This window comes from Vibrio sp. OPT24 (assembly GCF_015163545.1).
Taxonomy (GTDB): domain Bacteria; phylum Pseudomonadota; class Gammaproteobacteria; order Enterobacterales; family Vibrionaceae; genus Vibrio; species Vibrio cyclitrophicus.
Genome location: NZ_JADDYI010000053.1, coordinates 726,115 through 747,161 on the forward strand (window position 1 = coordinate 726,115; position 21,047 = coordinate 747,161).

21 protein-coding genes are annotated in these 21,047 nt (G+C 43.3%); 10 read left to right on the plus strand and 11 right to left on the minus strand.

Going from position 1 to position 21,047, the window contains the following annotated elements:
• The first annotated feature begins 64 nt into the window (after positions 1 to 64).
• From IQO02_RS16975 to IQO02_RS16985, 3 genes are all read left to right on the plus strand, one after another.
• Positions 65 to 955, plus strand: a complete 891-nt coding sequence (locus tag IQO02_RS16975; RefSeq protein WP_102282450.1) for a heme/hemin ABC transporter substrate-binding protein — start codon at positions 65 to 67, stop codon at positions 953 to 955.
• A 125-nt stretch (positions 956 to 1,080) separates the two neighbouring features.
• Positions 1,081 to 2,118 carry a FecCD family ABC transporter permease gene (locus IQO02_RS16980; protein WP_016768806.1) on the plus strand — a complete coding sequence of 346 codons (1,038 nt, stop codon included), beginning with the start codon at positions 1,081 to 1,083 and terminating at the stop codon, positions 2,116 to 2,118.
• Positions 2,118 to 2,900 carry a heme ABC transporter ATP-binding protein gene (locus IQO02_RS16985; RefSeq protein ID WP_016768807.1) on the plus strand — a complete coding sequence of 261 codons (783 nt, stop codon included), beginning with the start codon at positions 2,118 to 2,120 and terminating at the stop codon, positions 2,898 to 2,900. Before IQO02_RS16980 ends, IQO02_RS16985 begins: the two co-directional genes overlap by 1 nt.
• 393 nt (positions 2,901 to 3,293) lie before the next feature.
• On the opposite strand, the gene IQO02_RS16990 is transcribed toward IQO02_RS16985, so the two are convergent.
• A complete protein-coding gene (locus tag IQO02_RS16990) occupies positions 3,294 to 3,755 on the minus strand; it encodes a TetR/AcrR family transcriptional regulator (RefSeq protein WP_010431239.1) in 462 nt (153 codons plus the stop codon).
• 531 nt (positions 3,756 to 4,286) lie between these two features.
• On the opposite strand from IQO02_RS16990, the gene IQO02_RS16995 reads away from it, so the two are divergent.
• Complete coding sequence (locus IQO02_RS16995) at positions 4,287 to 4,586, plus strand: YfcZ/YiiS family protein (RefSeq protein ID WP_010431242.1); 300 nt, start codon at positions 4,287 to 4,289, stop codon at positions 4,584 to 4,586.
• 37 nt (positions 4,587 to 4,623) lie between these two features.
• Here the strand turns inward: IQO02_RS16995 and IQO02_RS17000 are convergent, their stop codons facing one another.
• The gene (locus IQO02_RS17000; RefSeq protein ID WP_102282451.1) at positions 4,624 to 4,926 is read right to left on the minus strand and encodes a DUF1496 domain-containing protein; all 303 of its coding nucleotides are present in this window, start codon (positions 4,924 to 4,926) and stop codon (positions 4,624 to 4,626) included.
• Between the two features lie 104 nt (positions 4,927 to 5,030).
• Between IQO02_RS17000 and IQO02_RS17005 the strand changes: the two genes are divergently transcribed.
• A complete protein-coding gene (locus tag IQO02_RS17005) occupies positions 5,031 to 5,630 on the plus strand; it encodes a hypothetical protein (RefSeq protein WP_010431249.1) in 600 nt (199 codons plus the stop codon).
• 162 nt (positions 5,631 to 5,792) lie between these two features.
• On the opposite strand, the gene IQO02_RS17010 is transcribed toward IQO02_RS17005, so the two are convergent.
• Positions 5,793 to 6,899: a 1-acyl-sn-glycerol-3-phosphate acyltransferase gene (locus IQO02_RS17010; RefSeq protein WP_010431252.1), complete on the minus strand. Its 1,107-nt coding sequence runs from the start codon at positions 6,897 to 6,899 to the stop codon at positions 5,793 to 5,795.
• Positions 6,900 to 7,074: 175 nt separating this feature from the next.
• On the opposite strand from IQO02_RS17010, the gene IQO02_RS17015 reads away from it, so the two are divergent.
• On the plus strand, positions 7,075 to 7,701 hold the full coding sequence (locus IQO02_RS17015; protein ID WP_016767905.1) for a hypothetical protein: 627 nt from the start codon (positions 7,075 to 7,077) through the stop codon (positions 7,699 to 7,701).
• A 192-nt stretch (positions 7,702 to 7,893) separates the two neighbouring features.
• On the opposite strand, the gene IQO02_RS17020 is transcribed toward IQO02_RS17015, so the two are convergent.
• Both IQO02_RS17020 and IQO02_RS17025 read right to left on the minus strand, forming a co-directional pair.
• Complete coding sequence (locus IQO02_RS17020; protein WP_010431257.1) at positions 7,894 to 8,385, minus strand: hypothetical protein; 492 nt, start codon at positions 8,383 to 8,385, stop codon at positions 7,894 to 7,896.
• Between the two features lie 22 nt (positions 8,386 to 8,407).
• On the minus strand, positions 8,408 to 8,929 hold the full coding sequence (locus tag IQO02_RS17025; RefSeq protein WP_010431259.1) for a nicotinate-nicotinamide nucleotide adenylyltransferase: 522 nt from the start codon (positions 8,927 to 8,929) through the stop codon (positions 8,408 to 8,410).
• Positions 8,930 to 9,038: 109 nt separating this feature from the next.
• Between IQO02_RS17025 and nadE the strand changes: the two genes are divergently transcribed.
• On the plus strand, positions 9,039 to 9,869 hold the full coding sequence (gene nadE, locus IQO02_RS17030; protein WP_010431261.1) for an ammonia-dependent NAD(+) synthetase: 831 nt from the start codon (positions 9,039 to 9,041) through the stop codon (positions 9,867 to 9,869).
• A 140-nt stretch (positions 9,870 to 10,009) separates the two neighbouring features.
• On the opposite strand, the gene IQO02_RS17035 is transcribed toward nadE, so the two are convergent.
• Positions 10,010 to 11,866 carry a hybrid-cluster NAD(P)-dependent oxidoreductase gene (locus IQO02_RS17035; RefSeq protein ID WP_016784271.1) on the minus strand — a complete coding sequence of 619 codons (1,857 nt, stop codon included), beginning with the start codon at positions 11,864 to 11,866 and terminating at the stop codon, positions 10,010 to 10,012.
• Between the two features lie 217 nt (positions 11,867 to 12,083).
• On the opposite strand from IQO02_RS17035, the gene IQO02_RS17040 reads away from it, so the two are divergent.
• Both IQO02_RS17040 and pyrC read left to right on the plus strand, forming a co-directional pair.
• Positions 12,084 to 12,242, plus strand: a complete 159-nt coding sequence (locus IQO02_RS17040; RefSeq protein WP_008215717.1) for a YqaE/Pmp3 family membrane protein — start codon at positions 12,084 to 12,086, stop codon at positions 12,240 to 12,242.
• A gap of 190 nt (positions 12,243 to 12,432) precedes the next feature.
• Positions 12,433 to 13,461, plus strand: coding sequence for a dihydroorotase (gene pyrC / locus IQO02_RS17045; RefSeq protein ID WP_016788098.1), 1,029 nt, complete (start codon positions 12,433 to 12,435; stop codon positions 13,459 to 13,461).
• 153 nt (positions 13,462 to 13,614) lie between these two features.
• Here the strand turns inward: pyrC and IQO02_RS17050 are convergent, their stop codons facing one another.
• The gene (locus IQO02_RS17050; RefSeq protein ID WP_016789644.1) at positions 13,615 to 14,520 is read right to left on the minus strand and encodes a DUF808 domain-containing protein; all 906 of its coding nucleotides are present in this window, start codon (positions 14,518 to 14,520) and stop codon (positions 13,615 to 13,617) included.
• Between the two features lie 174 nt (positions 14,521 to 14,694).
• Between IQO02_RS17050 and IQO02_RS17055 the strand changes: the two genes are divergently transcribed.
• Complete coding sequence (locus IQO02_RS17055) at positions 14,695 to 15,621, plus strand: M14 family metallocarboxypeptidase (RefSeq protein WP_016789645.1); 927 nt, start codon at positions 14,695 to 14,697, stop codon at positions 15,619 to 15,621.
• Between the two features lie 249 nt (positions 15,622 to 15,870).
• Here IQO02_RS17055 and IQO02_RS17060 read toward each other — a convergent pair whose 3' ends face one another.
• From IQO02_RS17060 to IQO02_RS17075, 4 genes are all read right to left on the minus strand, one after another.
• The gene (locus IQO02_RS17060) at positions 15,871 to 17,478 is read right to left on the minus strand and encodes a BCCT family transporter (protein ID WP_010431283.1); all 1,608 of its coding nucleotides are present in this window, start codon (positions 17,476 to 17,478) and stop codon (positions 15,871 to 15,873) included.
• Between the two features lie 483 nt (positions 17,479 to 17,961).
• The gene (locus IQO02_RS17065; protein ID WP_010431291.1) at positions 17,962 to 18,534 is read right to left on the minus strand and encodes a malate synthase; all 573 of its coding nucleotides are present in this window, start codon (positions 18,532 to 18,534) and stop codon (positions 17,962 to 17,964) included.
• Positions 18,535 to 18,770: 236 nt separating this feature from the next.
• Entirely contained in the window at positions 18,771 to 19,691 is a 921-nt protein-coding gene (locus tag IQO02_RS17070) for a cache domain-containing protein (protein WP_102282452.1), read from the minus strand.
• A gap of 11 nt (positions 19,692 to 19,702) precedes the next feature.
• Entirely contained in the window at positions 19,703 to 21,043 is a 1,341-nt protein-coding gene (locus IQO02_RS17075; RefSeq protein WP_009845768.1) for a TRAP transporter large permease, read from the minus strand.
• Positions 21,044 to 21,047: the final 4 nt, after the last annotated feature.

The window sequence follows — 21,047 nt, forward strand, 5'->3', positions numbered from 1 at the left end:
ACGGACTGCTCACCGAGTGTCTTCGCGATTACTCTCCATCAAAAGAAAGTATAAAGAAATTATTATGAAAGACTTAAACGTGTTCAACAAATTAAAGACCAACAAGCATTTACTATCAATCGCTGCGATGAGCTTGGCTCTGACCGCGCCAGCAGCAATGGCCAACGATACAGAACAACCTCGAATCATCAGCGCGGGCAGTGCTGTTACCGAATTAGTTTTAGCGCTGGGTGCTCAAGATCAGTTAGTGGCGATTGATGTAACAAGCCATTTCCCTCAAGCAGAGAACCTGCCGAAGATTGGTTATCACCGAAACCTGTCAGCAGAAGGCTTGATAGCATTACAGCCAACAACACTGGTTGGCTCAGATGAAATGGGGCCAGATAACGCAATATCTCAATTGAAATCTGCGGGCGTCGATGTAGAGATCGTCAATACCGAAGCGAATGTTGAAGGGCTATTAAAGCGAATAGACCAAATCGCCAAGATTACCCATACCGAAGCACACTCACAGAAAGTTAAAGCCGAAGTCAATCAGAAGATTGCAGCACTGAAAGCAAACCAAGTACCAAGCAACGAAGCGAAGAAGGTGCTTTTCCTGTTGTTGCATGAAGGTCGCCCTGCGAACGTTGCCGGTGGTGAGACTTCACCAAACGCGATCATTGAATTGGCTGGCGGTGTTAACCCTGCAGCTAAAAGCCTAACGTCTTACAAGCCATTGTCGATGGAATCTCTGATAGAAATGCAGCCAGATGTCATCTTAGTGAGCGGACGTAGCTACCAGAAAATTGGCGGCGCTGATGCCATTCTTAAATCGTTACCTATGCTAGCGGCGACGCCAGCAGGCATGAACAAGCAAATTATTACTGTGAAGGGCAGCGCTTTAGTTGGAGGGCTTGGCCTTGAAAGCCTTTCTGAAGCGAAGCGATTAAACGCACTTATCTATCCGTTATAACTTATCTACCCGCTATAACTAGACTACCCTATTTCTACTGTTGCTTGCTTAATGCTCATCACCGTCTCGCTTTTTGCGAAGTCGGTGATCAGTATTGAAGCTAGTGATAGACATTGAGGCCCTTTATGTTGCTACGATCCGTCCCACTGAAAACATCGATGTTAGGCCTAGGAACTGCCTTAGTCTTCGTCGCGCTGTACTCGATCACTGTTGGGCCAATGAACATTAGCTTGGCTGACAGCGCAGCCAGCCTGCTCCAACTAAACAATGACTTAGCACCTCACATCAATTTGGTGATTCAAGAAATTCGCTTACCCAGAACGATATTGTGCATGCTAATCGGCGCAATACTCGCTTTATGTGGCGCAGTCATGCAGGGCTTATTTCGAAACCCGCTTGCCGAGCCTGGAATCATTGGCGTGTCAGCCGGATCTGCATTGGGTGCCGCATTAGCTATTGTCCTTTTTTCAAAAATTTCCGTCCAATACCCAGCATTTATGAATTTTGCTGCGGTCCCTGTCTTCGCCTTTCTTGGTGGCGCATTAACTACGCTATTGGTGTATAAGCTGGGTACAGGCAAATTTGGCACTTCAGTCACCATCATGCTGTTAGCGGGTGTAGCGATCAGTGCACTATCTGGCGCAGGTATTGGCTTTTTGAATTTCATTGCTGATGACCAAATGCTGCGTGACCTTTCATTATGGTCAATGGGTTCATTAGCGGGTGCTAAGTGGTCTGGCATTTTACTTGCTGCTGTCACGCTCGTTGGATTGTTTATTATTTTCTACCGCCAAGCGATGTCACTGAACGCCCTGCTCTTAGGTGAGTCAGAAGCGCAACACCTTGGTATCCCAGTACAAAAACTTAAACGAAAGTTGATTCTACTGACCGCCGCAGGCGTAGGAATCACGGTTAGTTTGTCTGGGATGATCGGTTTCATAGGATTAGTAATCCCGCACTTGGGTCGTATGTTAGCAGGGCCCGATCACCGAGTTCTTCTGCCCTTATCTGCCGTTTTAGGTGCATTGCTGTTAACCGCCGCAGACATGTTCTCACGCGTGATACTTGCTCCAGCAGAGCTACCTGTAGGTATTGTCACCGCAATAATCGGCGCACCGTTCTTCCTGTACCTACTATTTCAACAGAAAGGGAGAATCCTTTAATGTTTCCTTCAGCGTTAAAAGCGACCGATATCGAAGTGAAGTTCGGCAATAAAGTGATATTAGATGGCGTTTCTATTGAGGTTGAAGCGGGAAAGGTAACCACACTGCTTGGGCCAAATGGCGCGGGTAAAAGTACACTACTCAAAGCCTTGTGCCAAGAAATATCAAGCAACGGTGATATCCAATATTTTGGACACACTAAAGACAAGTGGCCTTCTCATAAGCTTGCAAAGCATCTGGCTATGCTTCCTCAACACAGTACGTTAACCTTCCCCTTCCTAGCACATGAAGTTGTTGAACTTGGTGGAATCCCTCTGCAAGAATCCCACAAAAACCTCAAAAGCATTGCTAGCAAAAAAATGGATGTTGCCGATGTGACTCACTTAAGTGAAAGGCTCTACCCTTCTCTATCTGGCGGTGAAAAACAACGAGTTCACTTGGCTCGAGTGTTAACTCAGCTTCACTATTCTGGTGATCAATGCATATTAATGCTGGATGAGCCTACGTCTGCACTGGATCTCGCCCACCAGCACAACACCTTAAAGATCGCGAGAGAGTTAGCCGACAATCACAATGCTGCTGTTATCGTCGTGCTACATGATCTTAACTTAGCCGCACAATACTCAGATAGATTGGTAGTCTTAAAAAACGGGAACTTGATTTGCGATGGTAGTCCTTGGGAGGCACTTAGACCTTCGATGATTGAGGATGTATATGGCTATAAGAGTATCGTAGAAAAGCACCCAACCATGAGTTTTCCTCAAGTTCACCCCGCTCAATAAGCTCGGTTTAAGGCCTACTCATTTCAAGTATTCGTTCTTAATAACAACTAAGTCATACTAAGCCTCGATTTTTTCGAGGCTTTTTTATTGGCTCATAGCCTCTCTCGCGTCTCAAACTCAACTTTATTAGCAACTATAGCAATAAAGTCCAAAACGTCTCATCCTAAGCGTTTGAGGCTCTAAATATGAACCATAGCCGTTGGTGGTACGGAGATTTGACCATTATTAGTAAAGGCATGGAAAACGTAAGCATATAAAAAGAAAAGAAATAAACGCTATCAAGACGGAAGTAAACCGACGAAAACAAGACCAATACATTAGAGGAGAGTAATGAAAAGTGAAATTACAGCCATAAAAAAAGCCCCCTCAGGAGCTTTTTTTATGGCGTGTTGATTATTGGCTCATACGAATTAATGACTTGCCAATCAACCACTCTAGTTCTTTACCGCTAGTCTCACCAAACTGAGTTTCCGTCAGTTTGTATAGACGATCAATACCGTTTGCAGCAAATTCGTGCGCGCTTTCAGCTGTAACGATATGATGGAAAAGTAGACGTAAGATAGCCAGGAATTCAGCGTCTTCAAGTGCGCTAACCCAGCTAGCCGAAAATGCGTCAAGACCATTTTCAAAGTCAATGTGTTCCATGAACATCTTAAAAATACGACCGTCTAGTGCAGCTGTAAAGTCAGTTTTCTTTGGAAAATGGTGGCTTATACCTGTACGAGAAACGCCCGTTTGCTGACTCAACGTCGTGTATGACATCTTGTCGTAACCCAACCTTAGCAACTGGTCTACAACGGCATCCATGATCTTCTGGATAGTGATTTCTGTATCTTCTTTACTACGCTTTGGCATATTCAGGCTCTTCTCTTTGTAAATCCATCTAACTCAATCAAATGAAGTCAGAATGCAAATCGTTATCAGCATTATGTGAGCAAGGTATTTTTTCGCAAGTATTTATAACTAATTTCACACAAATACTATGTACGAATAATTCTACAGTGACGCCTCTCTGGACGCTTTGTCTAATTATTCTTCGAATAATCACCTTACGATCCTAAGTCTACAATTTTAAATAACTACTTAGAATATGAAATACCCAACGAAAAATTCATTGTATAAATACCTATCAAGCGATAGATAGTCTTATAAAATCATTCCTGGTGCAACTAAGTGAATGATATTCTGACAAATTAATAACATTAATCTTCGACAAAACATGATGGAGATCACATACATATTTTGCGTCGCGAATGTTGATATTCATTTCACCTCTAAACAAACAACATAGCATACCAGTATAAATTAGTTCAAAGATTTTAATTTTTGTAGATACCGTTCAAATTGCTCGTTAGAATAACCTCAGATTTTGTAAGAGGATTATTTATGAGCCAAGATAACGGTAACAATGATGTATGCGAAGCCTGCGGTTGTGCAGGTGAAATCGGCTTTATCATTAAAGAAGGCGACGAAGTTGCTGAAGTAAAGGTTTACGGTAGCTCTAAAGCCCTTATTGAAGCTGAGTTTGCTAAGTACGTTGAGTTAGCAAAACAAGTGTCTAGCAATGTTGAGTTTGAAACGTCAGAGATGACAGAAGATAGCACTGAATTGCAAGCGCGCTTTAAATTTGAAGTCAGCGCTGAAAAAATTATTTTTGAACTTAAAACTCGCTCTCTAGCGCGTTAATATAAGCATCAATATTCATACAAATAAAAAGGCGAGCTTACTGCTCGTCTTTTTTTATCATTTCAACCCAACCAAGTGCCCCATTAGTTTCAAAATCATTTTCCGCTGTACATTTAATCACCACTCCTGAAACCTCAACGACAGCACCTATGCTATAAGCCTTATCATTGTAATAACAAACTCGTTGCTGTGAACTACTCTGAGTGACGACCACAGCTGCTTTTGCGGACGTTGATATTATTTTATTAGCATTCGCTGATATTGAACAACACATAGAAGTTAGAAGCATAAAAGCCTGTAAAGTTTGACGCTTTGTTCCAACCCAAAATTTACCTATCATTGTCGTTCTATTCCTTTTTTACCTACCAATAAATGAGTAAAACACTAGGCGAGAATAATTTTTTCATTATAGTGTTATCGTTTATCGTAATAAAGAAGCTTGTTATGATCCGAATAATTGCACTTATTATTGGTTATTTAACCATAACAAATGTGGCAGCAGAACCCCTCGATCAGTATCAAATATTGAACCATTTGGATAATTACGGAAACTTATATTTACGTAATAAGCCGTACACATCACTTCCTAGCGGCCTGATTGTTGATGGTAATCTAAATATAGAGAACACCGCAATTACCCGTTTACCGAAAGGTTTAGAAGTGAACGGCAGTCTTAAAGCGTCTAACAGCCAACTGACAAGAGTTCCTACAGGCATTAAGATAAAGGGCTACGCCGACTTGATTGGCAGCCAAATCACCAGTTGGCCAAGAGGTGTGCGCGTCGGTGGATTTATTAATCTCACAGATACTCCACTACAGAGGCTTCCAAATGGCTTTAGAGTAAAAGGTGACTTAAGCGTCATTCGAACTCCTTTGACGGAACTTCCAAACGGTATCGTCATTGACGGTGATTTGTATATTGGCGGCTCTGCCATTACCGAGTTTCCAGACACCATGACGGTCAAAGGCAATATCTATCTAGGTGGTAACGCCGTGACGACATGGCCAACCAATTTAGAACTCGGCGGTGCTGTTGCTCGCTAGTTTAGACGAAGTTCGTTTTTTGTTCTTATGGGCAATAAAAGACCAAAACCAGACACAAAAAAGGAGCCCAAGGCTCCTTTTTTTAATTCATTCACTTGTTAGTTAGCTAATGCGCTCGTTCGCCTAATCATCATAAGCAAACTAGCCATAAGTGAACGCGAACTAACCAATGTTCTTCACAGGGTTCGCATAGCTATCAATCAAGTACTGACGAGCACCTTGTGGCAAGCTCGATAACTTTTCTTCAAACTCTTTTTTAACCGAATCTGTAATTGAGTCATCTTCTTTTTCGGCTGCTAATAAGTTTACTGGGAACAGTTTGTAGTTATCGTGTATTTGACGATCGATTTCTTCGGCAAGCGCTTCAGGCGTATCAAAGTCTTGGTCAATAACCTGACCAAAACCAACGTGCACGCGCCCTTTGTTACCGATAATGCCTTGAATGATACTTTCGATATCTTCAAATTCACCCTTTTCATAACTGCCGTTTACGTCTTTCTCAAAAAGTTCTATCGCTTTCGCGGTGTCACACGGATCGTTTTCGTATGAAATAGCAACAGGCACGATCTTCAACGACTTCACATATTCAGGGAATGCGATTTTTTGCTTACGTCCTTCTACGTGGAACATTTTTAGAATTGCTGGCTCAGTGAAATCATTACCATCTTTAGCTCGGCCTTCTTTTTGAGCGATCCAGATAGAGTTACCCGTTTCTAAAGAGTGCTTAATGTAAGAAGAAAGCTGGCTTAACGCTTTCATCATTTCACGCGGCCCTTTCAGAGAACGTTTTACGATGAAACTCTTGTTTAGACGCATCAATTCAGTCGCACATGGCTTCTTCAATAGGTTGTCACCAATAGCAATACGACAAGTCTGATGGTTCTTTTGATGCAAAGCGTAATTAACTAGCGCAGGATCCATAGCAATGTCACGATGGTTTGATACAAACAGGTAAGCTTGATCAGTATCCAATGACTCTAAGCCAGTGTATGTCACACCATTGGTGGTTTTAGCTAGCGTGTCACGTAAGTATTTTTTCACTTCAATCTGAATGGATTCGACGCTAGTCAGCTTGCTCCACTTCATTTTTAAGTAAACGCGTAGAATTGGACTCATTAACGTTTTGAACCAAGACGCATGGTTTGAAAAACGGTAGTGCAAAATCGCACTGATAAATTCTTCATCATTAATAAGACGGTTTAGTGCCGCAGGAATTTCATCATCGCCGTAAGGACGAATATCAACATATGGATCGCTTGGAGAGGTCATTTTTTAATTCATATAATAAAAAGCTGGCTCATTCTACGCGTTGTTTTGACTTCTCGCAGCTACAGAGCCCATACTTTTGACAAGGTCAGACCAGAAACATTGAAAATCCCCTGTTATTGTTGGCATTCTTACAGATTAACGGTAATCTTGACGCCCCAAAATTAAGGTACTATCTATGAACTTCGCTATTGAATATACATCGGCTTACTTTTCACACTTGGTGATCACACCACGCAAGAAAGTACTTAAACATAGCCTTGTATCGGTTCAAAGTGGCTTGGTTTTGATAAAGCTAGGTAAACAAGAGTATGCCGTTGAGCCAGGTCAAAGTATCTGGATTCCCTATGACTGCTTAACGTCACTGACCTACTTTCCAAATACCCAAATTAATCGTGTCGATTTTTCTGTGCGTTTAACGGATTCTTTCCCAAGACAAGCGGGTTACATCACTCAAACGAACCTGTCTTCGGCGCTATTAGAAAAACTAGAGATAACCAAAGCTCGCGCTTCAAATGCTAATAATACCGAGCAAGCATTCAAAGATATGCTTTCTGTGCTTAAACAAGAAGTGTTAGCGTTCAAACCATTACTTTGCGAAAGCGCCCTGTCTCAGCGATTCAATCAATGGAATATTGATGACTCTAACCTGCCACAAGAACACACCTTGGTGATGGTAATGAGGGAAGCAAAGAAACGCATGCAATCAGGTCAAAAGCGTGCGTTGGTGATTGATGACTTGTTCTCAGGTAAGGAAGAGGAGTTTGAGCAACTGTGTATGCTAGTTTTCGGTGAAGAACTCTAGACAAAAGAGTCCGGTCCCCGTTCTTTACTCACTAAATTCAGACGTAAACCAGTCTATGAGCTAACTATTAAACCAAGCCAAAAACACTAGATACTAAAAAGCCGCAAAAACTCAGTTTTTGCGGCTTTTTTAATTCTTAACATTTCAACTTTGAATTCTTCGCATCTCAACATCGACTAATGGCCTTTCGGTCTAGAATGGCAATTCAACCTGCATCATCAAGTCTGCGTCTCGTGAGTCATGCCAACGGTAATCAAAGCGCATACGAGGTTGCCCTTCTACTTTCTCACCAAAACCGATACTCAACTGAAGACCATGGTTCATTAACCATTCTTCTGTAGACATGTCATATTGCTCGTCTTCCAGATCTTCAGGGAACCACATCCCCAAGCCAACATAGTTTGATTCAAGGCTTTGTGTTAACAGAGGGGAATCTTTACTTTGGATAACCCAATCGGACCAATAGTCAGGTTTACTCTCTGAGTCTCCGCCTGAAAATCCACTGATTTCTAGCATACGCTGACCAAAAGATTCGATGCTAGTAGAAAAATTTAGACAACTATTTTCATCACCAGAAGTCAGCATGATCGAATCTAAACTAAAAAAATCACAATCAGCGTACGCAGGCATACTGCATGCAGCAATAATTAACGTCGCTGGTATCGCGCCCTTCAGCATAGTCATCAGACCTCTTAAAATAGTGAATCTATATTATTGTATACAGTTCACTGTCTTGCAATATTCTTGTAACTGACTTTGTACTCAGTTTTGCTACATTGCTCCCATTTTGCAAAGCGTGGCGAATATCAGTGCTTCGAATCTTTACTTTTTCGGGGCAAGCCATAACAGACCAGCGTTCTGTTATTTCATCTGATTTATAAAACGATGAAAACTTAAAGAAATTATCAGGCCCGATGACAAAGGTCAGTTCGGCCTCTGGATGCTGCTTTTGAAGCTGACTAAGGACGGCATAGGTCGTGACACTTTCACCAGGAGTAAATAGTCCTTTCTCAACTAATGACAGTTCAACTTGATCCAGCAATAAATCAGAGATAAACGCCTCGACAAGCTGACATCTCGTATCAAAGTCTAGCATCTCTTTTCCCCAAGCATGGGCAATGCTTGGTACCAGTAGAATCTTGTCAAAGTGAGCCAACGAATCAATCACACTTTTATGCCCTAAGCTCGGTGGATTAAACGCACTACCGAAAATGGCTATTTTTTCCATTATTAATTACTGCCTTCTCTTTCTAAGCTTGTGCAAAGAGGTTTTTAAATCGAATGATTTAGGTATGATAACACTAGATTTTTAATTTGCTTGCAGGAAAGGAATACGAATGGAACAGTTAATTCGTGATGAAATGCGCGTACTACCTTCAATTGACCCTCACTTCGAAGTGACTCGTCGTGTGGACTTTATTAAAACGAAACTACAACAGTCAGGCTGCAAGTCTCTGATCCTTGGTATCAGCGGCGGTGTAGACTCAACAACCTGTGGCCGTTTAGCACAAATGGCAATTGATAGCCTGAATGAAAGCTCTGGCAGTAACGACTATCAATTCATTGCTGTTCGCTTACCTTATGGCGAGCAAAAAGATGAAGATGAAGCACAGCTTGCTCTGTCTTTCATCCAGCCTTCTCAGTCCGTTTCTGTAAACATTAAGGCGGGCGTTGATGGGCTTCACGCAGCATCTCATGTTGCTTTAGAAAGCACAGGCTTATTACCAACAGATTCGGCGAAAATCGACTTTGTAAAAGGCAATGTGAAAGCTCGAGCTCGCATGATCGCACAATACGAAATCGCAGGTTACGTCGGTGGTCTTGTTATTGGTACCGATCACTCAGCAGAAAACATCACTGGTTTCTACACTAAGCACGGCGATGGCGCATGTGATTTGGCTCCTCTGTTCGGTTTGAACAAACGACAAGTTCGTGAACTGGCTGCAACATTAGGTGCCCCAGAATTGCTGGTGAAGAAAACCCCAACCGCTGACCTAGAAGAACTGGACCCACAGAAAGCTGATGAAGCAGCATTGAACCTTTCTTACGATCAGATCGACGATTTCCTTGAAGGCAAAGAAGTGTCTCAAGATGTATCAGATCGCTTAGTTAGTATCTACAAAGCAACACAGCACAAGCGTCAACCTATCCCAACGATCTACGATTAATTTTAGTTAATTAGTGATAACGTAAAGCTAGTGGGATTATACAACTAGCAACGCAGTAAGAACCAAAAAGGCCGGAAGTTCATCTAGACGAACTTCAGGCCTTTTCTACTTGAGGCACTTTTTTATGGTCTAACGAGTCGCTAATCCACAACTTCGATATCCGTTTGCGGAACACTGCAACACGCCAGTATCTGGCCCATGTTACGTTCATGCTCTTGCAGTGCTGGTACGTCAGGTTGGTGAACCTGCCCTGATTCAAGTGTCACTTTACACGCGCCACAAAAACCAGCACGACAGCTAGAAGCAATAGGCACACCCGCCGACTCTGCCTGTTCTAGAAGCGTTGATTGGTTATTACCTTCAAACAAGTAGCCGTTTACACTCAACTGTAGTTGCTTCACAGTTTCTTCAGTGGATTGGGCAACACCAAATGCTTCTTGATGGTAATGCTGAGGGTTAAGCCCCATTTGAATTAACAATTTTTTTGCGTTATTCATAAAACCATCAGGGCCACACACAAACGCTTGGCGCTTGTGCAGTTCTTCAATTTTAGCGATATGCGACACACTCAAGCGCCCAGACAAACCATCCCATTCTTTGGTTGGCTGACTCAAAGAATAAATCACACGCAGACCGGTATGCTCGCTGGCAATCTTATCAATCTCAGCTTGATAAGGAATATCCTCTTCGCTGCTGCATTGGTGATAGAAAACCACATCATCGATTTGACCATGATCAGCTAAATAACGAAGCATCGACAACATTGGGGTTACACCGCTACCGGCAGACAAAAGCAGTAACGGGTGCGTTGGATTTTCTTCTAAATAAAATGCACCATCTGGATTTTTCGCGACTAAGGTATCGCCTACGTGAAAGTGATCATTGAGCCAGTTAGAAATTTGACCATCATCTACACGCTTAACTGATATAGCTAAACGGCCCAATCGTGATGGGCTTGAAGACAGTGTGTAACGACGTGAAACCGTCTCGCCATCAATAACCATTTCAATCGGCAAATGCTGACCAGGTTGATAACTTGGTAATGCGTGATTCTCTTTCGCAGGCTCTAACCAAAAAGTTGTAAAATCACGTGCAATCTCTTCACGCTCAACACAGGTTAAATGTAACGACTCTATCCAAGTATCTTCGTAGTGCTCTTTCTCTTTAGTTTCTAATACTTCAACGACATCACCTGCTTTGACTAAACCTTCATTTTTAGCAACTAGGTTTTGACCAAAGAAAACGCCACCACGCTCGTTGGCTCTAAATTTAGAAAAAGTGTTAAGCGGCTCTTTTGTTTCTCTAAACTCACCACGTTCAACGTCAACCGTTGTGAGAATGCACCGTTCACAAGGCTTAACGGATTCAAATTCAACCTCACCAATTCGTATACGCTTCCAGCCGTCTTCAGCAAATGCTTCGGTATTAGAAACAACAAAGTTGGTGCGGAACTGATCCATCGAATGAGTTTCAGGACTACGACGATTGAGTTCATCAAGAGAGGCTTGGCTAATCACTAACATTGGGTAACCGTCGGCAAAGCTCACATTGTGACCGAGCTTTTCACGAACACGATTCGATTGATCTCCAGAGAACAGAAGCTCAACTCGAACCCCCAACACTTCACTGAACCAATCGTCAGCTTCGTCGTTGGTCGTATACGCCGTGAAACTGTCTTTCCAGACCGTTGCTGGCGCCTCTTGCATCTTAAAGCTTGTGTACTTTAAACGCAGCGGCTCTTTACCTTCATAAGTAAAAATCAAACCATCAGGCTGCAAACTTGAAGATACCTTGACCATTTTCGGATACTTACGGGCCGTCACCATTGAACCGTCAGCTAGCGCTAACATAAAACGTCTGTCGAAGGTGAGACCTTGTTTTTCGACCCAAGCAGAAGAGAGTGAAATCCCACCTACTGATTTAACCGGAAACACATTGATTTGAGATAGAGAAGGCACTTGCTCTGAAGCCTTTTGATCTGACGGTAGCTGCGACATAACGATTCCAATGTTTTGTTATTTGTCCTAATGCTAACAAATGGTTATAAATAGATAAACTGACAAGCACTAAACACTTGATACCAAGCTATTATCTTGAGATGTTTATCCTAGTATCCCATATACATAAAAACAGCAATGTATTAACACTCTCCATACGTTCTATAATTTGAACACGGTATCGCATTAAACTTTCATTGAATAAAAAGGATTTATCATGAACAAACTCGTCATTATCATCTTATGTGTCCTGCTCCCGCCTGTTGGGGTGTTCTTCGCTCGCGGCGCAGGTAAAGATTTACTGATTAACATCGTCCTCACTTTCTTTTTCTGGGTGCCAGGAATGATTCACGGGCTATGGGTCGCTACTCGCTAGCCCTTCGACTAATCTAATACAGAATAAATACCTATAAAAACAGGCTCCTAACCCTGAAGAGTTAAAAATAGGATGAAATGAAAGTGCTTTTCCACTATCATCCTGTCGCCTAAACGTAAGCGATTGCTTTCACAGATTTCGCCGAGTTTAGGCTCCAACTACATAACACTTCAATTGGTGGGAGCCTTCAATGACACAACTTACGATTACTCGTCCTGACGACTGGCACGTTCATCTACGCGATGGCGACGTATTAAAAGATACAGTGCGCGATATCAGCCGCTACAATGGTCGAGCGTTAATCATGCCAAACACCATCCCACCGGTAACCGATACCGAAATGGCTTTAGCTTACCGTGAACGCATCATGGCAGAGCAGCCAAGTGAACAGTTCCAGCCTTTAATGGCACTTTACCTAACAGATAACACGACTCCTGATGAAATTCGCAAAGCGAAAGAGTCTGGTGCAGTTGTTGCAGCGAAGCTTTACCCAGCAGGCGCGACGACAAACTCGGATTCAGGCGTAACTTCGGCTCAAAAGATTTACCACGTGTTAGAAGCAATGCAAGAAGTGGATATGTTGCTTCTGGTTCACGGCGAAGTAACCACTCACGATGTTGATATCTTCGACCGTGAGAAGCAGTTCCTAGACACAGTACTCGCTCCAATTGTAAACGACTTCCCTAACTTGAAGATTGTTCTAGAGCACATCACAACCGCTGATGCTGCAAACTTCGTGAAAAACGCAAACGACAACGTAGCCGCAACAATTACAGCTCACCACTTACTTTACAACCGCAACCACATGTTGGTTGGTGGCATTAAGCCACATTTCTACTGCCTACCTATCCTAAAGCGCAACACTCACCAATTAGCGCTAATCGAGGCTGCAACAAGTGGTAGCAAGAAGTTCTTCTTGGGTACAGACTCTGCACCACACGCAAAAGGCGCAAAAGAGTCAGCATGTGGCTGTGCAGGTTCTTACACAGCGCACGCTGCCGTTGAACTGTACGCAGAAGTGTTCGACTTAGAAGGTAAAATTGAGAACCTAGAAGCGTTTGCAAGCCACAACGGCCCTGACTTCTACGGTATGCCGCGTAACACAGACACCATCACTCTTGTTAAAGAAGAGTGGAACGTTGCTGAAACCATGCCTTTCGGTTCAGACATCATAGTGCCAATCCGTGGAGGCGAGACGATTGCTTGGTCTGTAAAGTAAACACTTGGTCGTAAAAATAAGCGCTTATATTGAAAAATAAGAGCGTGGTGTTAATTAAACACGACCCATTAGATTAAAAGGGGCACCATAATGATTATGGTTCCCCTTTTTGTTCTGATGACAGGCATCCTTTCACCGAACACAATTTATCACTTATTTACCACGAACTTTCTCTATTGCACCCCAAACGATTACGACAAACAATCCAGCAAGAACACCAATCACGGCATTCAACAGAGTTGGAATAATCGCTGTCGCAATCGTATGACCACTAAAATCCATAATGATCGGTTCGATTAAATGGTGGATAACTGGCACGCTGTGTACCACAATACCGCCACCAACTAAGAACATCGCAGCCGTACCAACAACAGCAAGTAACTTCATTAGTTTTGGGGCAAATGCAACTAACCCATTCCCCAACTTGGTTTTAATGGCATTACCACTCGATGTACGCTGGAGATAAAAACCTAAATCGTCTAGCTTCACGATTCCTGCAACCAAGCCATAAACACCCATCGTCATCACAACTGCAATTAAACTCACAACAAGAATTTGAGTCACAATACTTGTCCCCGTTACAGTACCCAGCGCAATCACTATGATCTCTGCAGACAAGATGAAGTCGGTCCGAATCGCACCCGCTACCTTTCTCTTCTCATACTCTTCTAAGGATTCATTAGTGTCATTTTCTGCACTTTTTTCTTCATGTGGATGAGCATGAGGGAAGATCTTCTCTAATACTTTTTCTGCCCCTTCAAAACAAAGAAACAAGCCACCAATCAAGAGTAATGGCATGATCAGCCAAGGAATAAACGCGCCGATCAATAATGCTGCAGGCACTAAGATCAGCTTGTTTTTAAATGAGCCTTTTGCAACCGCCCATACCACTGGGATCTCTCTTTCAGCAGCAACACCTGATACCTGTTGGGCATTCAGAGCTAAATCATCACCTAATACACCTGCGGTTTTTTTCGCCGCAACTTTAGACATTAGCGCGACATCGTCTAGCACTGTTGCTATGTCATCTAGCAATGTGAGTAAACTTGCTCCAGCCATTTTTTATTCTCTTTCAAAGGATTGAACAACAAATGGAATGTAACACTATCAATCCACTCATCAAAGTTATGAGTCTGTAATAAATAAAGTCACAAACTGTGTTTTCTATTGCTGTCGCAGTTAGACAGGACTAGTCTGTCTTCATCTTTCATGAACATAAAAGAAAAAGTATAGATGAAAAGTGAATACTTCTACCCAATCGGTCAGCCAGGACAAAAGTGGCAACAAGCAGAACGTGAAGCGTGGTTCACTCAAAGAACGGTTAAGCGTGAATACCAACAAGAAGTTGTAACAAAGATTAAAGCGCTTGCAGACCGCTTCGACATCGAACAATACGGTGCATTGAGCTACGATGAAGCTCGCTTCCCGCTTTTCGCTATCAAAAGCAAAAACTGGGATGCATCAAAACCCACGGTTCTAGTAACAGGTGGTGTACACGGTTACGAAACCAGTGGTGTACACGGTGCGATTAAGTTCGCGGCAACTCAAGCAGAGCAATACTCAGCACACTTCAACATTGTTGTTGCTCCCTGTGTGAGCCCTTGGGGCTACGAAGTGATCAACCGTTGGAACCAAAATGCGGTCGATCCAAACCGCTCTTTCTACGACGGTACGCCAGCAGAAGAATCAGCAAACCTACGTGCGTTAGTGGCTTCTTTGCCAAAAGTACTGGTTCACGTTGACCTGCATGAGACGACAGATTCTGATGAAACTGAATTCCGACCAGCACTCGCAGCGCGTGACGGCCTTGAATACATTGAAGGCATGATCCCAGACGGTTTCTATACTGTTGGCGATACTGATAACCCACAACCAGAATTCCAAGCAGCGGTTATTGCTTCAGTAGAAAAAGTAACGCATATTGCTCCAGCAGATGCAGATGGCAAGATCATTGGTTCAGACGTCACTCAGCACGGTGTGATCAACTACCCAATGAAGAAGCTTGGCTTATGTGGCAGCGTTACTGATTGCAAATACGGCACAACCACAGAAGTTTACCCAGACAGCGACAAAGTGACAGACGAAGAGTGCAATGACGCTCAAGTGGCTGCGGTAACCGGTGCTTTGGATTACGTAATCCAACACGAATTAAACGCTTAAGCGACTACTTAAGACCTCGCACCAAGCACTTAATAGCGAGTTCCCTACCTAAAGCGAATCTCTAAAACTAAAAAAGAGCCATAAGTGACGATTCACTTGTGGCTCTTTTATTATGTCTTTTCTGCTTATCTTTGATTTCTTCTTAGACATAAAAAAGCTCCCTTGCACAGTACAAGAGAGCTTTTAAATAACGCTTCATCCGGAATAAGTAGTTATTTACCTAATTACTTACTCAGAGTCTTAGCTATTTTATTTCGCTGTTTCGCTAACGCTTGCTTGTCCTTTATCTACTTCAGTCAGTAGACCTTTCAACAAGCTGACACAGCCAATCAGAAGAATGATCGTAAACGGCAATGCTGCGATGATAGTGATCGATTGAAGTGCTTGGATAGATTGAGTGCCACCAATCCATAGCATCACCATTGCGATCGCGCCTGAGATAACCGCCCAAACCACTTTCTGTTTCACTGGCACTTCAAGCTTACCACCTGCCGTCATGCCATCGATAACGATAGAACCTGAGTCCAACGTGGTAACGAAGAACACGATGATCAACGCGACTGCGATAACAGATAGAATGTTGCCAAACGGGTATGCATCTAGCATGTAGAACAAACTTAGAGAAACGTCTGTAATGCCTTGGTCAAGGCCAAGTTGCCCTACCTGATTAATTACTTGTTCGATAGCCACACCACCGAAGATAGACATCCAAGCTGAAGTTACTAATGTTGGGATAATCAGTACGCAAAGTAGGAATTCACGAACCGTGCGACCTTTAGAAATACGCGCTACAAACATGCCGAAGAAAGGTGCATACGCAACCCACCATGCCCAGTAGAACACAGTCCAACCATGCAGCCATGTTGTGTCTTCACGACCAGAACTTTGGCTTAAAGCTACGATATTTTTCACATAGCCCGTCACCGCTGTTGCCACGGAATCAAGTACAGTAGTGAAGTTCAATACTGCGATAAGACCAAGGAATACGAACGCGATAACCATGTTCAAGTTACTTAGGAACTTAACACCACCGTCCATACCACGTAGAACAGAAATGATCGCCAAACCCATGATTAGAACAATGATAGCTTGCTGAAGAAAAATGTTATTTTCCAAACCGAACACATGGCTAATACCACTTGCCGCTTGTGTACCGCCTAAGCCTAATGAAGTTGCTAGACCAAACAAAGTAACCAGTACGGTTAGTACGTCGATAACATCACCGGTTTTACCCCAAACACGTTCACCCAGAATTGGATAAAACACTGAGCGCATTGAAAGCGGCAAACCTTTGTTATAAACGAAGTACGCAAGACAGAGTGCCGTCATGCCATAGATAGCCCATGCATGAAAGCCCCAGTGGAATACGGTTGCACCTAGTGCGAGTTCACGGCCTGCTTCTGTAAAAGGTTCTGCATTAAGTGGGGTTCCAAACCAGTTAGTGAAGAACGCGGTTGGCTCTGCCACACCCCAGAAAATAAGCCCGATACCCATGCCTGCTGCGAATAACATCGCAATCCAAGATGACATTGAATAGTCGGCTGTCGCATCTTCGCCACCTAAGCGAACTTTACCCAATGGTGAGAAAGCAAGAACAACAGCAAATGCTAGCATGATGTTAGCTCCCCACATAAACAGGAAGTCAAACTTTGATAGAACAGCACCCTTAATAGAATCAATAGCAGCTTTAGCATCTGCTGGAGGAAGAGCAAGAAGAGTGATGATAAAGAGAAGAGATAAGCCAACTGAGGCTAGAAAAACTGTGTTGTGGACATCCATGCCCCATTTACTGACGTTATCTTGACCAACTTGATAGTCAGTAGAATCGATACTGTATTTTTTTGATTTAAAACTCATAAATTATGATGTTCGCATATCCGAATCAACGAATATAAGGACGCTCTCCATATCCAATTACTACTTGATTGACTTGCCGAGCCACGTAAATAAAACGTGATAAAAATCACCGAAATAGATGATGATTGGACTTACTTGCTCAATCCCAAGGCGCGCATTATAGCACAGCACGAAGCATTTTGACGGAGTTTCAGCTTAAAAGTTACCCGAACCACCGTTGATAGTGACAGTTACGCCAATAAAACCAGAATAAAATAAAGAAATAAAAACCTTTAAAGACAGCATCTTAAATCAAAGTTGCACACCGTAAAATCTAAACCAAACTTTCGACAGATAGTATTAACAACAGCCCAATTTATTTATAGCTCTAACAAAAAAGCCCCGCTATAGGGGCGGGGAAATTACCAAAGGTAAAAGAGAAATCAATAATGAAATTTTAGCGCCACGTATCGCAGCGCTCAGATACGAAATCGCTACAGAGTATTAGAGCGCGTAGCAAAAACCTAAGTTATAGTCTTCGCCATTCTTCGCCGTGAACTCTTTGTCTTCGCTCGATGCGTTCGAGCGACCGCTTTCATCGCCTTTCACCAGGCTCACCCAGTGACGGATTCCTGAAGAGCGGCTAACCTCTGTTTGGCCAAATGTAGTACATGTCTCTAGCTGGATATCTTGAATATCAACCAATTCCAAGTGGCCAGTACCTTTACGAGCACCGATTGTCACTTCAACGTGTGTACCGCTTTCGTCACGGAATAATATTGCTGAAGGCTTAGATTTATCACCTGTGTAAGCCACAAAGTGTTTAGCGCGTTTCAGGCCTGTGTGTTCACCGTTTTTGAAGTAAACCTGAACATGTCGATAATCAATCTCGTAGCTCACCACGTCTTCGTGTGAACCCGCCTCAAGAGGAAATAGAGTATCAAGCAACTGTTTCGCCATTCTCTGCTTTTCGAGTTGCTTGTCTGCTTTCACCATTTCAACGGCAAAGACAGCTTCAGCAATAAATGTTGAATGGTTTCTGTGAAGTTCTGTTTTGTCTAGTGTCAGCATATTCATAGTTTTTCCCTCTTACGGCTTTGAATTTCATGTAGGTCAAAAATCCTGATTGACCCTTTTCAAAATTGTTCTTTACTGTGTTGCTTCCATATATTTCATACTACTTGTATTTTCTAAACAATTTCACAACAAAAATTTCACAGTGTGAATTTTACTAAATTGCTTTTTTACACAAACCGGTATTTCGAGTCCTCAGCCCTTTAGCTGATGGGGTTGAGGGCTCAGTAGAAACACTTTTACGTGCTGTTTGAATTTGTGTAGTAACCAACACCAATCAGCTTATTGTCGATCACTCGATAGTAAGTGTGTTTGGTTTCCACTTTTCTCGACAGCGGGTTTAACCATTGATAGGTGTAAACGCCACGACCATTTTCTTTAGCGAGATTCAGCATCTCAGTAAGAATTGGCTTATTGTCAGGGCTTAGAATTTCATTGTGTGACCGTCCGACAAGCTCAGGAGACACGCCATGAGCGAGCAGTTTCCCGGAGTTCATGTCTATCACAAACACATACAGGTCTCCTTCAACAAAGCTGCCTTCACTATTATTGAACTCGGCAATGCTGTCTTGCTCAGACTCTACCATCGCGGTCATGGCTCTTGCCAATAACCGCTTAGCTTCTGTTGCACTGGAGCGTTCTGGGTAATACCCCACGGCAACAATCACGTCACCGACACGCTCAAAGAAGGTCGTTTTAGGTTCGCCCATGCGATCAGTAGGGTTAGTCCAATGGTACTGAACTTCGCCAAACCCGTTGTGCACAGCTTTAGTGATCATTTCTCTAAAAAAAGGATTACCGTAGACGTCTTGGGTATCCAAAACACTGTCGCCCACCAACACCATTGAAGAGCCACCACTGGCAAGGAATTGACCATCAATACCAAGCGCAAATACATAGAGCTCACCGTCTATATATTCGGCGCTACTCATAAAGTCTTTTACGCTCTCATCGCCTTCTTTTTGTACATGGACAACCGCTTTAGCAAGCAGGGTTTTGGCTCTTCTTTCAGTGTCACTGACCACATGTGGCTCTGAAATTTCGAGCACATTGACTGGCTCATTTTCTTTCGCTGTTTCTGAATGTTCGGCACGTAATCCAATACCACTGATCACTGCAAATACGGCACAACCAATAAGGATAATTCTTGATATATTCATAGTGACTTCTCCTAATAGCCCACTAAGGACGGTAGCCAAAGCGTAATTTGTGGGAAGAAAGCGATAACGAACACGCCCACTACGGATGCAAGAACAAAGGGGTGGATCTTCGCGGTGATCTGCTCGACCGTGGCCCCGCCTATCCCCGAGGCGACAAAAATATTCTCACCGAGCGGAGGCGTAGCAAAACCTATCGACAACGTACACACCACCACAATACCTACGTGGGTTGGATCCGCGCCTAGCATATACATAATTGGCAACAGCACTGGCACGATAATCATGATCGCGGCTAACGTTTCCATGAACATGCCGACGAAAAGCAATAGCACAATAGTCAGTGCCCACACCATATACATATTGTCAGTGAAACCTAGTAATGACTCAGCCACCACGACCGGAATTTTTTGTTCGATTAACAAGCGACCAAATACCGTTGCAGCGAATAGAATCAGCAACACACGCCCGGTAATCCATGTGGTTGTCGATAATGATTTGATGGTGCTTTTAAACGATAACTCTCGGTGAATAAACACACCGACAAACAGCGAATAGAAAATTGCCACAACCGCTGACTCTGTTGGTGTGAACATACCGCTGTAGATACCTCCGAGAATCAAAAATGGAGCCAGTATCGACCATATGCCACGGCGTAAAGCATGTCTTACTTCGCCAAATGACCAATTCTCAGACAGCCCTTTATAGCCTTCTCGCTTGGCAATGAAGTAGTTAGTGACAACGAGTGTAGATGCCATGATGAAGCCAGGAACAACGCCTGCAACAAACAATTTAGGAATAGATAAAGAAGCAAATTGCCCGTGTTGAGCGATGGCTTCAGGCGGTGCCATTAATCCCATTGCTGAGATGCCGAAAATAACTAACGGGATGGATGGCGGAATAATGATCCCCAAGCCCCCTGATGCAGCCGTTACTGCCGATGCGTAACTCTTATCGTAATCTCGCTTAACCATTGCAGGCACCATTAGCATGCCTACCGCTGCTGTGGTTGCAGGGCCTGAACCTGAGATAGCACCAAAAAACAAACACGCCATCACGGTTGCAGCGCCAAGGCCACCCGTCACGGGTCCGGCTAAGCTCTCTGCAATATCCACCAGACGTTTGGAGATACCCGCCGCCTCCATTAATGCGCCAGCAAGAACAAAGGCTGGCAGCGCCATTAATGGGAAGTTACCCACCGAAGTGAACGCGATTTGTACTAAAGCGATGGGGTTTTTGTCGAGCAACATATAGGCCGCCATTGAAGCGCCGGCCAGTGATACTGTGATTGGTGCACCCAGAATTAACAGGGTTAAGAAACCACCAAATAAAATTAGAGTTAAATAGGATTCCATTATT

Bases quoted from the DNA above. Each gene is read 5' to 3' on its own strand.
- IQO02_RS16975 (WP_102282450.1), top strand. From the start codon at position 65: ATGAAAGACTTAAACGTGTTCAACAAATTAAAGACCAACAAGCATTTA.
- IQO02_RS17020 (WP_010431257.1), bottom strand. From the start codon at position 8,385: ATGACTATGCTGAAGGGCGCGATACCAGCGACGTTAATTATTGCTGCA.
- IQO02_RS17015 (WP_016767905.1), top strand. From the start codon at position 7,075: ATGAACTTCGCTATTGAATATACATCGGCTTACTTTTCACACTTGGTG.
- IQO02_RS17010 (WP_010431252.1), bottom strand. From the start codon at position 6,899: ATGACCTCTCCAAGCGATCCATATGTTGATATTCGTCCTTACGGCGAT.
- IQO02_RS17000 (WP_102282451.1), bottom strand. From the start codon at position 4,926: ATGATAGGTAAATTTTGGGTTGGAACAAAGCGTCAAACTTTACAGGCT.
- IQO02_RS17070 (WP_102282452.1), bottom strand. From the start codon at position 19,691: ATGAATATATCAAGAATTATCCTTATTGGTTGTGCCGTATTTGCAGTG.
- IQO02_RS17065 (WP_010431291.1), bottom strand. From the start codon at position 18,534: ATGAATATGCTGACACTAGACAAAACAGAACTTCACAGAAACCATTCA.
- nadE (WP_010431261.1), top strand. From the start codon at position 9,039: ATGGAACAGTTAATTCGTGATGAAATGCGCGTACTACCTTCAATTGAC.
- IQO02_RS16995 (WP_010431242.1), top strand. From the start codon at position 4,287: ATGAGCCAAGATAACGGTAACAATGATGTATGCGAAGCCTGCGGTTGT.
- IQO02_RS17005 (WP_010431249.1), top strand. From the start codon at position 5,031: ATGATCCGAATAATTGCACTTATTATTGGTTATTTAACCATAACAAAT.
- IQO02_RS17035 (WP_016784271.1), bottom strand. From the start codon at position 11,866: ATGTCGCAGCTACCGTCAGATCAAAAGGCTTCAGAGCAAGTGCCTTCT.
- IQO02_RS17055 (WP_016789645.1), top strand. From the start codon at position 14,695: ATGAAAAGTGAATACTTCTACCCAATCGGTCAGCCAGGACAAAAGTGG.
- IQO02_RS17050 (WP_016789644.1), bottom strand. From the start codon at position 14,520: ATGGCTGGAGCAAGTTTACTCACATTGCTAGATGACATAGCAACAGTG.
- IQO02_RS16980 (WP_016768806.1), top strand. From the start codon at position 1,081: ATGTTGCTACGATCCGTCCCACTGAAAACATCGATGTTAGGCCTAGGA.
- IQO02_RS17040 (WP_008215717.1), top strand. From the start codon at position 12,084: ATGAACAAACTCGTCATTATCATCTTATGTGTCCTGCTCCCGCCTGTT.
- IQO02_RS16990 (WP_010431239.1), bottom strand. From the start codon at position 3,755: ATGCCAAAGCGTAGTAAAGAAGATACAGAAATCACTATCCAGAAGATC.
- IQO02_RS17060 (WP_010431283.1), bottom strand. From the start codon at position 17,478: ATGAGTTTTAAATCAAAAAAATACAGTATCGATTCTACTGACTATCAA.
- IQO02_RS16985 (WP_016768807.1), top strand. From the start codon at position 2,118: ATGTTTCCTTCAGCGTTAAAAGCGACCGATATCGAAGTGAAGTTCGGC.
- pyrC (WP_016788098.1), top strand. From the start codon at position 12,433: ATGACACAACTTACGATTACTCGTCCTGACGACTGGCACGTTCATCTA.
- IQO02_RS17025 (WP_010431259.1), bottom strand. From the start codon at position 8,929: ATGGAAAAAATAGCCATTTTCGGTAGTGCGTTTAATCCACCGAGCTTA.
- IQO02_RS17075 (WP_009845768.1), bottom strand. From the start codon at position 21,043: ATGGAATCCTATTTAACTCTAATTTTATTTGGTGGTTTCTTAACCCTG.